This is a genomic window from Flagellimonas sp. (assembly GCF_965601775.1).
Taxonomy (GTDB): Bacteria; Bacteroidota; Bacteroidia; order Flavobacteriales; family Flavobacteriaceae; genus Flagellimonas.
Window position 1 is genome coordinate 1641373 of the sequence record NZ_OZ271837.1, and the last position, 14232, is coordinate 1655604.

General features: G+C 40.9%; 10 protein-coding genes. 8 read left to right on the forward strand and 2 right to left on the reverse strand.

The window, feature by feature from the left end; translation table 11 throughout:
* Positions 1-64: 64 nt before the first annotated feature.
* From ACSLUF_RS07595 to ACSLUF_RS07615, 5 genes are all read left to right on the forward strand, one after another.
* A complete protein-coding gene (locus tag ACSLUF_RS07595) occupies positions 65-1861 on the forward strand; it encodes a DUF2135 domain-containing protein (protein ID WP_435625507.1) in 1797 nt (598 codons plus the stop codon).
* A 5-nt stretch (positions 1862-1866) separates the two neighbouring features.
* A complete protein-coding gene (locus ACSLUF_RS07600) occupies positions 1867-3009 on the forward strand; it encodes a carboxypeptidase-like regulatory domain-containing protein (RefSeq protein WP_435625508.1) in 1143 nt (380 codons plus the stop codon).
* Positions 3010-3050: 41 nt separating this feature from the next.
* On the forward strand, positions 3051-5054 hold the full coding sequence (locus ACSLUF_RS07605; RefSeq protein WP_435625509.1) for a TonB-dependent receptor plug domain-containing protein: 2004 nt from the start codon (positions 3051-3053) through the stop codon (positions 5052-5054).
* Between the two features lie 105 nt (positions 5055-5159).
* A complete protein-coding gene (locus ACSLUF_RS07610) occupies positions 5160-6932 on the forward strand; it encodes a carboxypeptidase-like regulatory domain-containing protein (protein WP_435625510.1) in 1773 nt (590 codons plus the stop codon).
* A gap of 111 nt (positions 6933-7043) precedes the next feature.
* On the forward strand, positions 7044-8819 hold the full coding sequence (locus tag ACSLUF_RS07615) for a carboxypeptidase-like regulatory domain-containing protein (RefSeq protein WP_435625511.1): 1776 nt from the start codon (positions 7044-7046) through the stop codon (positions 8817-8819).
* Positions 8820-8823: 4 nt separating this feature from the next.
* Here the strand turns inward: ACSLUF_RS07615 and ACSLUF_RS07620 are convergent, their stop codons facing one another.
* Positions 8824-10452, reverse strand: coding sequence for an acyl-CoA carboxylase subunit beta (locus tag ACSLUF_RS07620; protein WP_435625512.1), 1629 nt, complete (start codon positions 10450-10452; stop codon positions 8824-8826).
* 66 nt (positions 10453-10518) lie between these two features.
* Between ACSLUF_RS07620 and ACSLUF_RS07625 the strand changes: the two genes are divergently transcribed.
* From ACSLUF_RS07625 to ettA, 3 genes are all read left to right on the forward strand, one after another.
* Complete coding sequence (locus tag ACSLUF_RS07625) at positions 10519-11502, forward strand: Gfo/Idh/MocA family protein (RefSeq protein WP_435625513.1); 984 nt, start codon at positions 10519-10521, stop codon at positions 11500-11502.
* 71 nt (positions 11503-11573) lie between these two features.
* The gene (locus ACSLUF_RS07630) at positions 11574-11750 is read left to right on the forward strand and encodes a CAL67264 family membrane protein (RefSeq protein ID WP_435625514.1); all 177 of its coding nucleotides are present in this window, start codon (positions 11574-11576) and stop codon (positions 11748-11750) included.
* A gap of 37 nt (positions 11751-11787) precedes the next feature.
* Entirely contained in the window at positions 11788-13479 is a 1692-nt protein-coding gene (gene ettA, locus ACSLUF_RS07635) for an energy-dependent translational throttle protein EttA (protein ID WP_435625515.1), read from the forward strand.
* An 11-nt stretch (positions 13480-13490) separates the two neighbouring features.
* Here ettA and ACSLUF_RS07640 read toward each other — a convergent pair whose 3' ends face one another.
* Positions 13491-14177: a hypothetical protein gene (locus ACSLUF_RS07640; RefSeq protein ID WP_435625516.1), complete on the reverse strand. Its 687-nt coding sequence runs from the start codon at positions 14175-14177 to the stop codon at positions 13491-13493.
* Positions 14178-14232: the final 55 nt, after the last annotated feature.

Here is a 14232-nt window from a genome sequence, read left to right on the forward strand (position 1 = left end):
AAGTTTGATTAATTTAAGAAGGTAAATTTCACGCATCCAGTAGGTTGCAAAAAAAAATCACGCTATGAAAAAACTTCTTTTAATTTTCGCCTTGTGCGGCGTCACCAGTATGGTTTCAGCACAAGAGCGATGGGTTTCAGGTACCATATTCGATGGTGAGAGCCCGATGTCCAATGTTAAAATTCAAGTTATTAATCAAGGGACTTCAGCCACAACAAATGAAAGTGGCAAATACCGAATATCAGCCTCTACTGGAGATTTGCTGTATTATACCAGTGATGGAATGGAACCCATCCAGATTCGGGTGGAAGATGTCACACGCATTTTAAATGTGGATATGTTTCCAAAGATTGAAAAGCTGGATAACGTAACGGTCACAAGAAAACGAAGAGCTAGTCAAAAAGAATTGGAAGAGGATTACTATTCCAATCCTAATATTATCAAAACCTTTTTCGGGTATTTGGATAAAGATAAAGTTTCGTATACCGCACGTATTCTTGATTCAGATAGAATCTTACCCGGAGAGTTTGATTTGGCAAATGTATTGCGGAACAGATTCCCCGGCATTACTGTAGCAAATGGTGCAGGTTTTGGAACTAATTTTGGCGCCGGACCAGGAGTTGGTTTCTCAGGTGCGACAGGCGCGGATGCAGGAAGGTCCGTCTTTTTGAGACCAGCCAGTGGCCCTGCAGTTTTTGACATTGATGGCCAGATTTTCACCTTTTTTCCTGATTTTCTTGATGTCCAGCAAATAGAACGAATTGGCATAATTACTTCATTAACAGGACTTACCAGATATGGAGGAATTGCTCGCGGTGGTGTAATCGTAATTAACACAAAAAACGGACTTACAGTCCCTCTTCGGGATGAAAAAGGTTTTATAATAGACAGGGCCAGACTCAAAAATAATTTTTACGATGGAAAGGCGCTCACAGCTGAAAATATTTCCAACAATGCACCGGAATATCTTAAGCAGTTGAATGCTGCCAACACATTTGAGGAGGCTAAGTCACTTTATGAGTCCAATGCCCAAAAGTATACCTCATCTCCATTTTTTGTTTTGGATTCCTACCAATACTTCTACGATACTTGGGAGAATGAGACCTTTGCGGACCAAATCATTGACGACGCCTATCCAAGCATAAGTAACAATCCGGTTCATTTGAAATCATTGGCCTACATCTATGAGGCTCAAGAACGGTTTGAAAAAGCAAATGAAACCTATAAAGAGGTCTTCATATTAAGACCAAACTATGCCCAATCATATATGGATTTGGCTAATAGTAATCGTAGCATTGGTAAATCAAAGAAAGCAGCAATTTTATATGCCCGTTACTTTTATTTGTTGGATGAAGGGTTCTTAAAACCAGATACTACAATGTTTTCCAGAATGATGGATAGGGACTTCAACAATTTGCTGACCTTAGAGAAAACAGACATGGTTGGTACGGCTAAAGGAAGAAAAATAAAAGTTGACCGAGAGGATTTTGATGGAACCCGTTTGGTTTTTGAATGGAGCAATAGTGAGGCAGAGTTTGAACTGCAGTTCGTAAACCCGGATAATCAATTTTATACTTGGACGCATGATTTGGAATCAAGCGCAGATATCATCAGTAGGGAAAAGGATTTTGGATATTCCACCTCCGAATATTTAATAGATGATTCTCTATCAGGAGTTTGGAAAATAAATGCAAAGTATTTCGGAAATAAAAGCTTAACGCCTACCTATCTAAAGGCTACTATCTATCATAACTATGGAACCAAATCCCAGCGGAAAGAAGTCAAGGTGTTTAAGCTGGATGTCAAAAATGTAAACCGAGAACTCTTTAAGATAAACAAGACATCCAAAAGCGGTATTTAATTCCAATGTTCAGGTATTGGACAGTTTTTCTGTTTGTGCTAGCCGTTCCATTATTGGTAACTGCGCAAAAAGACTATAAGGGAAGGGTATTGGACGCAAAGACCAATGCCCCGATTCCTTATGTAAACATTGGAGTGGTTGACAAGGGTATTGGCACGGTTAGTCAGGAAGATGGGCTTTTTCACTTACTCTTGGATAAGAGACTATTTAGTCCTAATGACAAGGTTTTGTTCTCTTCCCTAGGATACGATAATTTGGAAATTCACATTTCAGAAATCCAATTTGCCTTTAACGAATACCCAGAAGTCAGATTACAACCTAAAATTGAAGAGCTCAATGAGGTTGTTGTTACCAATTTTAAAGGTGAGTTTGTAGCGGATGACATTGGGTATAAAAATAGAGGAGAGAATGTTTTTGGATATTGGAAGGACAACGTTGCCCTAGGAGGACAATTGGCCACACGGATTCGAGTAAAGAGTGGGCTTAGAAAGCTCAATGAATTGGGTTTTGAGATATGGTCCAGTACATCCGACAGTGTTCTGGTGAGAATAAATTTCTACGATGTGAGCAGTTTTGGCATTCCAAAGCAAAATCTGAACACTTCAGGAGAGAATATTTTATATACCATTATGCGCGGACAGCGTTTTGCCGATATTGACTTAACTCCGTACTCCATTTATGTGAAAGATGATTTCGTAGTTTCCCTGGAATTGTTGAAAGTCTATGGTGGTGAGGATTTGGGACTGGTTATGGCAGCCATCAATTTCGATACAGACTCCTTCCGAAAGTTTGCAAGTCAAGATGAATGGGAGACATTGCCGAATTCCGCCATGGCCTATTATTTAAAGACCTCCTTATTACTATCTACCAAAGCTGCAGAAAGGTCCAAAAGAAAAAAACAAAGAAAAGTACGCAACCTGTCTATGATTTCCGGCTTTTCTATTTACCGTGGTCGTATGTTGTCCAACGTAAAGATTAGAAACCTGCGTACAAAAGAACTTATCTATACAGATGCCGGAGGTCGCTTTAAAATTCATGCCAGACCCAAAGATGTTCTTTGTTTTCAAAAAGAAGGTTACGAAACTAAATGTTATGAAATTGGAAAGAAGAATACTTTGAACGCCCAGATGTATTTAGATACTAAATGATTTAGATTAATTTAGGGTGATATATTAAATAAGGTACGGTCATGTGGTTCTACGGTTTTACACAAATGAAATGCTATGGATTACTGGTTTTTGTTTTTCTACTCACTTCAATCCATGCACAACAGCCACAAAAAACGGCTATTTTTTGGGATACTTCATATTCAAGACTAAAAGGGAATACCGCTTTGGAATTGGATTATTTGGAGGCTTATTTTCAACGATTTACTAATTCAGAAGTGCTCTTCGTTGCTTTTAGCGATGGCATTCATTTTAAGGAAAACCATACCGTTAGAGATGGAAATTGGAATGTGTTGAAGGAGAGAATTCAGCAGCTAAAGTATGATGGAGCCACCTCATTTAATGGATTGGAACAACTTACTGTTTCGGGGTACAACTTGGTTTTTACCGATGGATATCAAAATTTGAATGTTACAAATCCCAAGCTCAAGGAAAACACGATAATCATAAATAGCTCCAAGGATTTTGATAGGCGTACCATAAATCTGCTCTCTATTATTGGTAATGTGGATTTTTTGGATTTAAGCGCAAAAAAAGAGCAAGAGGGCGATGGCAGTCCAAAGGGGGTAGTACAAAAAGAACAAAAGACCGATTCCTCCCAATTAAATATGAAACAGGGTTTACGACTTCAGGAGGTAGTTGTCACAGAAACCAAAGTGGAATCCGCGGACCAAGAGAATACCCCTTTGAGAAAAAAGGATAAAGATGCTTTGGGATACGCAGTACAGAGTGTTGGCTCTGAGAAAATCCTAGCTGCATCAACAACATTAAATACTGGAATTCAGGGAAAATTCTCAGGAGTTTCACTGGGGCAAAACGATGATTTAAGCCAGGCAGTTTTAAGACCCAGTAATTCGCTTTTGGGGAATAACTATGGTTTAATTGTGGTTGATGGAGTTCCTCTACCTCAATCCCAATCCTCACAAGATGGGACGGTTTTTGCCACGAATTTTATAGACCCGGAGAATGTAGAGGATATTACGGTCTTAAAGGGACTGGCAGCCACAAACATTTATGGAACTCTAGGCACAAACGGAGTACTGATGATAACTACGAAAACAGGTACTTATGGAAACGCTTCAGAGAAAGGGTCGGATGCAATGCAGCTTAAGGATAATTTTTATGATGCCAAGATTAAAATTGATAATAAAGCCCTGATTACCCCTTATCTGAAAGCTTTGAAAAAAGGAAAAAGTGTTGAAAGCGCCTATGATATCTACCTGAATCAACGAATGGAATATAGGAATTCTCCAAATTATCTTTTAGATGTTTTTGATTTCTTCCAAAGCGCTTCACCAACCATTGCCTTCCGAGTTTTATCCAATGTTTTAGAAATGGATTCTCCTACTTACCAAACACTGAGAGGAGCTTACTTGAAAAGTGTGGAGACAAAGAATATAGAGCTTGCTGAGAATATTGTTATCAGGCTTTTGGAAGAACATCCTGAAAAAACACAAAACTTTTATGACTATGCACGCGTAAATCGAGCACAGGGGAATTATCAAAATAGTTTGAACACACTAACTAAATTGCTGGAGGAAAAAATGAGTCAAACCGCTGGCTTAAAAGGTATGGAAAAGACGGTGGGTACCGAGATACGGAATCTCATTAACCAACATCGCACGGAATTGGATATATCAAAGATAGATGGGAAATACAAGAACAACATCACTTACAACGCTCGGTTGATTTTGGAATGGAGCAATCCCAATGCAGAGTTTGTGGTCCAATTTGTTAACCCTCAAAAGCGTTTTTTTAATTGGGAGCATACCAAATTATTCGACCCCCAGCGTTTTCGTGCTGAGCTTGAGGAAGGATATTCCGTAGAACAATTCGAAATTGTTGGTTCAGATACCAGAGGAGAATGGATTTTGAATATTACCTCAAAAGCGGAGGAAAATCCAACTTTCGTGAAATGCACGGTGGTAAACAACTTCGGAAAAAATAACCAAAAAAGTACTTCTTACATGGTACGACTTCAAGATGAAAATGAAAAAATGGAGTTGGCCAAATTCACGGTGGATTAATTCTTTTTTCTAAAAGAAATAGCGCTGGAATTAATAGTTAAAACTGTATTAAACAGGGTTTATTTTTGACAGATTTATCTTATTTTTTAACAAAATTTGTTAGCTATGAAATTCACTCTTTTTTCGTTTGTTTCCCTGTTTCTATTATCCATTGTAAACCCAATTATCGCTCAGGAAAACCTCAAAACCATATCCGGTAGGGTAACCCATCTTGGCGAACCCCTTAAAGAGGCAAAAGTAGCGGTTTTGGAAACCGGTGAAATTACCTACACCGATGCTGGCGGCAGGTATTCAATAGAAGCACGTACAAAGGAAACTCTTACCTATAATTATTTGGGTTTCAAACAAATTGAAATCATTGTTGAAGATGTCACTAAAATATTAAATGTATCCATGTTCCGAGAAGTTGAGGAACTGGATGAAGTTGTGGTTACCGAAAAAAAGCTTACTAAACAAGATGAATTGGAACTCAGGTATCGTGAGGGTGCAGGAGTCATTAAGGGAGCTTATGGTTTTGTTGATAAAAGAACCTCTGCATTGAGCATGCGTATTTTTGAGGAGGAGGAAATCTTGCGTTCCTTTGATTTAATAGACGTCATACGAAAGGCTGCTCCTGCCATGAGGATACAACAGGACAGTTTGGGTAGGTTTATACTTGTTCTGAGTCCTAGGTTTGGAGGCGGAGTTTCCAGAGGTGGTATTCCAGTCGGATTTGATATCGATGGTTCCTTGTCCTACGAAATCCCATTCTTTCTTCCGGTACACCAAATTAAGCGTATTGCTGTGATACGTACTCCCCAATTTGCTGCCTACGGCAGGTTTGCAACCGGTGGATTGGTTATCATCAACACTAAAACCGGGGATTTTGTAAAACGCGCAGAAAATGGAGAGGCCTATGATTATGCCAAACTTAGGAACAACATATACACTGGAGACGCAGAGCACTATTATACCTTGAATCAAGATTCTAGCGAGTATGGTAATTTACTACGCAATACGCAAAGTAGGGAAGAAGCTCTTTCCATTTTCGATGAGAAAGCTAAGGTCTTTGGGACCTCTCCGGATTTCTATTTTGATACGGCTTCCTTCTTTTTGAACGAACTTCAGGATAGAGAGACGTACGTATCCCTTTTGAAAAAAACCGAGAAAAGATTCGCTGACAATGCCAACGTACTCAAGGTGGTGGCTTATCGTTATGAAGAGTTGGGCGACCTGGATGCCGCAAATGACCTCTATATAAAGATTTTCAAGTTGAGACCAAGCTATGGACAGTCCTATCGCGATTTAGCCTACAGCTTTAAAAAATCTGGGGATGAAAAAATGGCACTGGAACTGGTGTCACGCTATAAAAAGGCCATTGCGGATTTTGACATCCTGGCAGGCGAATCAGCACAAAGTGAAATCGACTCTATTTTGACCATAGAAACAAAATCTCTGGCAAAAACTGGCAAGGTCCGACTTAAAAATGAACTTAAAAAAGGGCTCAAGAACGAAATTTGGCCCATCCGCTTGATGGTGGAATGGAACAATTCCGATGCAGAATTTGACCTTCAATTGGTAAATCCACAAGGGCATTACTACACTTGGAGCCATACCTTGGAGAAAAACGCTGAGTTCATTCAAGAAGAAAAAATTAGAGGGTTCAGCAGCAAACAGTTCTATATGGGAACAACGCCGCCCGGTCAGTGGCAGGTCAACGTGAAATACTACGGAAACAAATCGTTTGATGACACCTATCTCAAGGTAACAGCATATACCAACTACGGTAGCCAGATTCAAACGCAAAACGTTCAAGTCTACAAGCTTTCCACAAAAAATGTGAACCAGGAACTGATGAAAATAGCCACGCCGACGCGAACGGTAGTGACCTCAAATTAGCGAGTTTAAATGCATAGATTTTATCAGAAAAGCAAAAACCAAAAGGTTGAAAGATATTCATAATTGGACGGTTTTAGTAAAGTAATCACGGTTTAAAAGAAATTTTTTGCTATGAAAAACACCCTTTTTTCCATCACGTTCATTTTTGTTTTATTGACCTTCTGTTCGGTCATTGCACAAGAAAACAGCCAGATTGTCTCTGGGCAGGTGACCCATTTGGGGAAACCTTTATCCGGGGCAAAGGTAAGTGTCCTTGAAACTGGGGCGAGCGCATTGACCGACGACAAAGGCAGATACAATATTAGGGTAAGGGTGAAGAACACCCTGAAATATGAGTATCCGGGATTGCGCTCGGTCGAGGTCATCGTAGAAGATGTTACGCGTATCCTTTATGTTGCCATGGAACCTGAGATAAACAAACTGGATGAGGTTGTGGTTACCGAGAAAAAAATGAAACGCCAGGATTCCCTCGAACTGCAATACCGGTATGGTACGGGTGTCGTAAAAGGGGCCTATGGCTTTGTGGAAAAAAGGACCTCAGCGCTGAGCATGCGGATATTTGAGGAGGAAGAAATTCAGCGTTCGTTCGAACTCTTAGACGTGATACGAAAGGCAGCTCCTGGAATACAGGTGGCAGGGGGGCCATCGCAATTCTTTCTTCTTTTGAGTCCTAGATTTAGTAATCGTCCTTCCCAAGGATTACCATTTACTCCTGCCGGATTTGATATCGATGGATCACTGTCCTACGAAATCCCATTCTTCCTTCCGGTGCACCAAATAAAACGTATTGCGGTAATTCGCACCCCGCAATATGGGGGTTATGGAAGGTTTGGAGTCGGTGGGCTGGTCATCATCAACACCAAAACCGGGGAATTTGTAAAACCTTCGGAAAACGGAGAGGCCTATGATTTTGCCAAACTGCGAAACAATGTATACAAAGGTGACGCAAAGCCCCATAGTACCTTGAACCAAGACACCAGTGAATATGGGAGTTTGCTGCGAAATACTAAAAATAGGGAGGAAGCCCTGTCCATTTTCGAGGAAAGAGTCAAGATTTTTGGGAACTCCCCGGATTTCTACTTTGATACCGCTTCCTTCTTTCTTGACGAACTGCAGGACAGGAAGACCTACGTATTACTCTTGCAAAAGACCAAAAAGAGATTCGCTGACAATGCCAATGTGCTAAAAGCAATCGCGTACCGTTACGAGGAACTTGGGGATTTGGATGCCGCAAATGATATGTATGTAAAGATTTTCAAGTTGAGACCGAGCTATGGGCAATCCTATCGGGACTTGGCCAATAACTACAAGAAGAACGGGGACGAGAAAATGGCCTTGGAACTGGTGTCACGCTATAAAAAGGCTATTGCGGATTTCGACATTCTGGAAGACGAATCGGCACAAAGTGAAATCGACTCGATTTTAAGCACAGAGGCCACATCTTGGGTAAACACCGAAAAGGTCCAGTTAAAGAAAAAATTGAAAAAAGACCTAAAGAGCGAAGTTTGGCCCATCCGTTTGATGGTCGAATGGAACAATTCGGATGCAGAATTTGACCTTCAATTGGTAAACCCACAAGGGCACTACTACACTTGGAGCCATACCTTGGAGAAAAACGCTGAGTTCATTCAAGAAGAAAAAATTCGAGGGTTCAGCAGCAAGCAATTTTATATAGGAACAACGCCGCCCGGTCAGTGGCAGGTCAACGTGAAATACTACGGGAACAAATCGTTTGATGACACCTATCTCAAGGTAACGGCATATACCAATTACGGTAGCCAAATCCAAACGCAAAACGTTCAAGTGTACAAGCTTTCCACAAAAAACGTGAACCAGGAACTGATGAAAATAGCCACGCCGTCGAGAACGGTACTGACTTCAAATTAAGTCTTTAAACTTGCAAAACCCCCATATTAAAGGGCTTTTCAATTGGGGCATGGTTTGCAGCTTCAATGCCCATGGAAATCCAAGTTCGGGTTTCCAAAGGGTCGATTATAGCATCGGTCCATAAGCGTGCAGCTGCATAATAGGGAGAGATTTGGTTATCGTAGCGTTGCTTGATGGTATCAAATAGCGTCTTCTCTTTTTCAGCATCAAAAGCCTCTCCTTTTTTCTCCAAGGCGACTTTTTCAATCTGGAGAAGCACCTTGGCTGCAGAGTTACCGCTCATAACCGCAAGTTCCGCACTCGGCCAAGCCACTATCAACCTAGGGTCGTAAGCCTTACCACACATGGCATAGTTCCCAGCACCATAACTGTTTCCTATTACAACCGTGAATTTGGGAACAACCGAATTACTTACTGCATTTACCATTTTAGCACCATCCTTTATGATTCCGCCATGTTCACTTTTACTCCCCACCATAAAGCCAGTCACGTCTTGTAAAAAAACTAGAGGAATTTTCTTCTGGTTGCAATTGGCAATAAATCGGGTCGCCTTGTCCGCTGAATCCGAATAAATTACTCCACCAAACTGCATTTCTCCTTTTTTGGTTTTTACCACTTTACGTTGGTTGGCCACGATTCCAACAGCCCATCCGTCAATTCGCGCATATCCGGTAAGAATACTTTGCCCGTATCCCTCTTTGTATTGTTTAAATTCAGAATCGTCCACCAAGCGCTTTATGATTTCCAACATATCATATTGGTCAGTGCGAAGCTTTGGTAAAATACCATAAATGTCTTTCTCATCTTCCTTGGGGCTCTTGGAAGCTTCACGATTGAATCCTGCTTTGTCAAAATCCCCAATTTTACCCACAATGTTCTTAATGGTGTCAAGGGCATCTTTATCGTCTTTTGCTTTATAGTCCGTTACCCCACTTATCTCAGAATGCGTGGTTGCACCTCCAAGGGTTTCATTGTCAATACTTTCTCCTATCGCCGCCTTAACCAGATAACTTCCAGCCAAAAAAATGCTCCCTGTTTTGTTCACAATAAGCGCCTCATCACTCATAATGGGCAAATACGCCCCTCCGGCTACACAACTTCCCATGACTGCTGAAATTTGGGTGATGCCCATACTGCTCATTACCGCATTGTTTCTGAAAATACGCCCGAAATGTTCTTTGTCCGGAAATATTTCATCTTGCATCGGCAAATAAACCCCTGCGCTGTCCACCAAATAAATAATGGGTAGACGATTTTCTATGGAAATTTCCTGCGCTCTTAGATTTTTTTTCCCAGTAATCGGAAACCAGGCTCCGGCCTTTACTGTAGCATCATTGGCTACAACCACACACTGTTTTCCCTGGATATATCCCACTTTAACCACCACTCCTGCCGAAGGGCAACCACCATGCTCCTCATACATACCGTCTCCTGCAAATGCACCTATTTCAATGGAATCCGAGTCCTCATCCAACAAATACGCTATGCGTTCCCTAGCTGTCATTTTGCCTTTGTCGTGGTGTTTTTCTATCCGGTTTTTACCCCCTCCCAATTTCACTTGGGCAAGTCTTTTCTTTAAGTCTGATAGTTGTAGTTTGTTGTGGTCTTCGTTTTTATTGAAGTTTAAATCCATAGTGAAAAAAGCGTTTTCTAACGGCTTGATAAAGATACGGAGTATTAATGATTACTTTTGGTTTATATGGAATCGAAAATCAAATGGGGGATAGTCGGCCCAGGCAAAATTGCTCGAAAATTTGTTTCGGATTTGCTCCTTTTTAAAGATGCTGAGGTAGCCGCTGTCGCTTCAAGAAATAGTGAAAGAGCTTCCCAATTTGCAACTGACTTTGGGGCAACATTCACTTTTGGAAGTTATCAAGAGCTTTTTGAATCTGACACTGTGGATGTCGTTTATATTGCCACGCCACATAGATTTCACAAAGAACTGGCCATACAGGCCATGCAAAATGGCAAACATGTGATATGCGAAAAGCCTTTAGGGGTAAATTCGAAGGAGGTCCAAGAAATCATAGAAGTGGCTAAAACTGAAAAGGTTTTTCTTATGGAAGGTCTTTGGTCCAGGTTTAACCCATCCATTCAAAAAACCAAGGACTTAATTGATAATGGAGCAATCGGGACCATTACCTATCTACATGCAGATTTTTCATTTTATGCTTTGGATAGAGGGGAGGAGTCCAGACTTTTGAACCCTGAGTTAGCTTCCGGTTCGCTATTGGATATTGGAATATATCCCGTATTTCTTTCCTATTTACTCTTAGGTGTTCCCGAAAAGATTCATGCCTATGCCAATTTCATTGAAAATGGTACAGAGGTTCAAACATCCATTTCATTTAAATATGAAAACGCACTAGCAATCTTGTACTCAGGTCTTAGGGGTGAATCGAAAATGGAAGCGGAAATTTCTGGAAACCAAGGAGAGATTTTTGTGTACCCGAGATGGCATGAGGCCAATCGGCTAACACTGAAGAAGGGAGAGGAAACACAAGAGTTTCAATTACCCAAAGTAGGAAATGGTTTTGTTTACGAAATTCAAGAAGTGCATAACTGTTTGAAAGACAATAAAATGGAAAGTGACCTGTGGTCGCTCAAAAACAGTTTGGAATTGTCTCAAATACTGAATGAAATACGATTACAAATAGGGGCAAAGTTTCCATTCGAATCTTAAGCTTTCCAAGTATAATCTGATTTCCCTTTTTTTACGATATTTGATTGACTAACGAAACCTTGATTATGGGAATGAACAAGAATACTGTTTTGGCCTGGGCCACTTGGATAATGATTTTTGTAGGCTTAGGAATGATTGCATTGGGAGCCTTTAAATACGATGAAGTTGCCGGATATGGATTTGCTGCTGTAGGCGTCGGTTTCTTTGCAATTGCATGGGTATTCAATGCGCTAAAGGGCAGGGTTTAGCTTCTTAATTACACTTTTCACTTAAAACACCACCAAAATGTCAGACGATAAAAAAGTCATATTTTCCATGTCTGGGGTTACCAAAACGTTTAAAACGGCGAATACTCCAGTTCTCAAGAATATTTACCTCAGTTTTTTCTATGGTGCCAAGATTGGAATCCTAGGTCTCAATGGCTCAGGTAAATCCACACTTTTAAAGATTATAGCAGGAGTAGATAAAAATTATCAGGGTGATGTTGTTTTCTCTCCCGGGTATACCGTGGGTTATTTGGAACAGGAACCTCAATTGGATGAAGAAAAAACAGTTTTAGAAGTAGTAAAGGAAGGGGTTGCCGAAACGGTTGCAATCCTCGACGAATACAACAAAATTAATGACATGTTTGCCTTGCCGGAAGTCTATGAAGATGCAGATAAGATGCAAAAACTCATGGATAAGCAAGCGACCCTTCAAGACCAAATTGATGCTTCCAACGCTTGGGAATTGGATACCAAGCTTGAAATCGCCATGGACGCGTTAAGAACTCCAGATTCTGATAAGAAGATTGGTGTGCTTTCTGGTGGGGAGCGAAGGAGGGTAGCCTTGTGTCGTTTGCTACTAAAAGAACCTGATGTTTTGTTGTTGGACGAACCAACAAACCATTTGGATGCAGAATCCGTTCACTGGTTGGAACATCACTTGGCACAATACAAAGGAACAGTGATTGCTGTTACGCACGACCGGTATTTTCTGGACAATGTGGCAGGATGGATTTTGGAATTGGACCGAGGTGAAGGTATTCCTTGGAAAGGAAATTACTCGGGTTGGTTGGACCAAAAGGCGAAACGCTTGGCACAAGAAAGCAAGCAGGCCTCAAAGCGGCAAAAAACCTTGGAACGAGAATTGGAATGGGTGCGTCAAGGGGCCAAAGGAAGACAAACAAAACAAAAGGCCCGTTTGAAAAACTATGACAAACTCTTGAGTCAAGACCAAAAACAGTTGGAAGAAAAATTGGAGATTTATATTCCAAATGGACCGCGTTTGGGAACCAACGTAATTGAGGCCAAAGGGGTAAGCAAAGCTTATGGGGACAAATTACTCTATGAAAACCTGAACTTTAATCTTCCCCAAGCTGGTATTGTTGGGATTATTGGACCCAATGGTGCCGGTAAAACCACCATCTTCAGGATGATTATGGGCGAAGAAAGCCCAGATGGTGGTGAGTTTGAGGTCGGTGATACAGCAAAACTGGCTTATGTGGACCAAAGCCATTCCAATATTGACCCGAACAAAACCATCTGGGAAAATTTCAGTGATGGCCAGGAATTGGTTATGATGGGAGGCAAGCAAGTGAATTCCAGAGCCTATTTAAGCCGCTTTAATTTTTCAGGTAGTGAGCAAAATAAGAAAGTGAACATGCTATCTGGTGGGGAACGAAACAGACTTCACCTGGCCATGACCCTAAAGGAAGAAGGTAACGTACTGCTTTTGGATGAACCGACCAACGATTTGGATGTAAATACCTTGCGCGCCCTGGAAGAAGGTTTGGAGAACTTTGCGGGTTGTGCGGTAATCATTTCACACGACCGGTGGTTCTTGGATAGGATTTGCACCCATATTTTAGCCTTTGAAGGCGATTCTCAAGTGTATTTCTTCGAAGGTTCTTTCTCGGATTACGAAGAAAATAAAAAGAAACGCTTAGGTTCAGATATTATGCCTAAACGTATCAAATACAAAAAACTGATTCGCTAAAGGAATAGATACTATTCCAGGTCTAGGGCTTGTATTCCGTCTTCTAGGATTTTTTTAGCTTCTTCCAAATAAGCCCTTTGTTGTGCTATTAAACTTTGAGGATTATTTGCAGAAGTATCCGAATGTGGATTATACATTTTAGATAGTAATACCAATTTTTCCACTGCTTTTTTGGCTGAATCCAATCGTGCTTCGGCATGCTCTTGGAATACTTTTGCCATTTCGTCATCTAGACCATCATTCGACTGTTTTTTCGTTTCATCAGTATACCCCTCATGTTCCAAAGTGGTATTGGCGCTATCAGAAACAACCAAAGGGGCAGAATCATTTTGGGTGCATTCATCAATGGTAGTGATTAGCTCATTTATGAGTGTCATTGACTTTTTCGTATAAAAGCGGCCAGCTTCCCAATCGAAAGGCTCAATAGCTTTTTCCAAAACTTCCATGACATCCAAAGTTTTGTTCTCCAGTTTGGCACAGCCACATTCGGCTTGGTACTGTTTTGATTTCTCCAAAGCAGTGAAAGCCCTTTCGGCATAATACATTTGATGCTCAAAGTTTGTTGCAGTCATCGCTTTTTTGGTATGGCTTAGACTATAGGTGACTTTAGCATACAAATTATCGCACCTGCTGGTTTGGGAAAATCCGAGAATAGAAAACAGCATAAAAATGCTGACCAAGAGGGTTTTTTGTGCCATGGTTAAGTAGATTTGGGTTAATCTTAGGGAAAGAACGACGAGATGTGTTGAATAT

What these genes read in the sequence shown, in the direction of transcription:
- ACSLUF_RS07595 (WP_435625507.1), top strand. Translation starts at nt 65, where the DNA reads ATGAAAAAACTTCTTTTAATTTTCGCCTTGTGCGGCGTCACCAGTATG.
- ACSLUF_RS07600 (WP_435625508.1), top strand. Translation starts at nt 1,867, where the DNA reads ATGTTCAGGTATTGGACAGTTTTTCTGTTTGTGCTAGCCGTTCCATTA.
- ACSLUF_RS07605 (WP_435625509.1), top strand. Translation starts at nt 3,051, where the DNA reads ATGTGGTTCTACGGTTTTACACAAATGAAATGCTATGGATTACTGGTT.
- ACSLUF_RS07610 (WP_435625510.1), top strand. Translation starts at nt 5,160, where the DNA reads ATGAAATTCACTCTTTTTTCGTTTGTTTCCCTGTTTCTATTATCCATT.
- ACSLUF_RS07615 (WP_435625511.1), top strand. Translation starts at nt 7,044, where the DNA reads ATGAAAAACACCCTTTTTTCCATCACGTTCATTTTTGTTTTATTGACC.
- ACSLUF_RS07620 (WP_435625512.1), bottom strand. Translation starts at nt 10,452, where the DNA reads ATGGATTTAAACTTCAATAAAAACGAAGACCACAACAAACTACAACTA.
- ACSLUF_RS07625 (WP_435625513.1), top strand. Translation starts at nt 10,519, where the DNA reads ATGGAATCGAAAATCAAATGGGGGATAGTCGGCCCAGGCAAAATTGCT.
- ACSLUF_RS07630 (WP_435625514.1), top strand. Translation starts at nt 11,574, where the DNA reads ATGAACAAGAATACTGTTTTGGCCTGGGCCACTTGGATAATGATTTTT.
- ettA (WP_435625515.1), top strand. Translation starts at nt 11,788, where the DNA reads ATGTCAGACGATAAAAAAGTCATATTTTCCATGTCTGGGGTTACCAAA.
- ACSLUF_RS07640 (WP_435625516.1), bottom strand. Translation starts at nt 14,177, where the DNA reads ATGGCACAAAAAACCCTCTTGGTCAGCATTTTTATGCTGTTTTCTATT.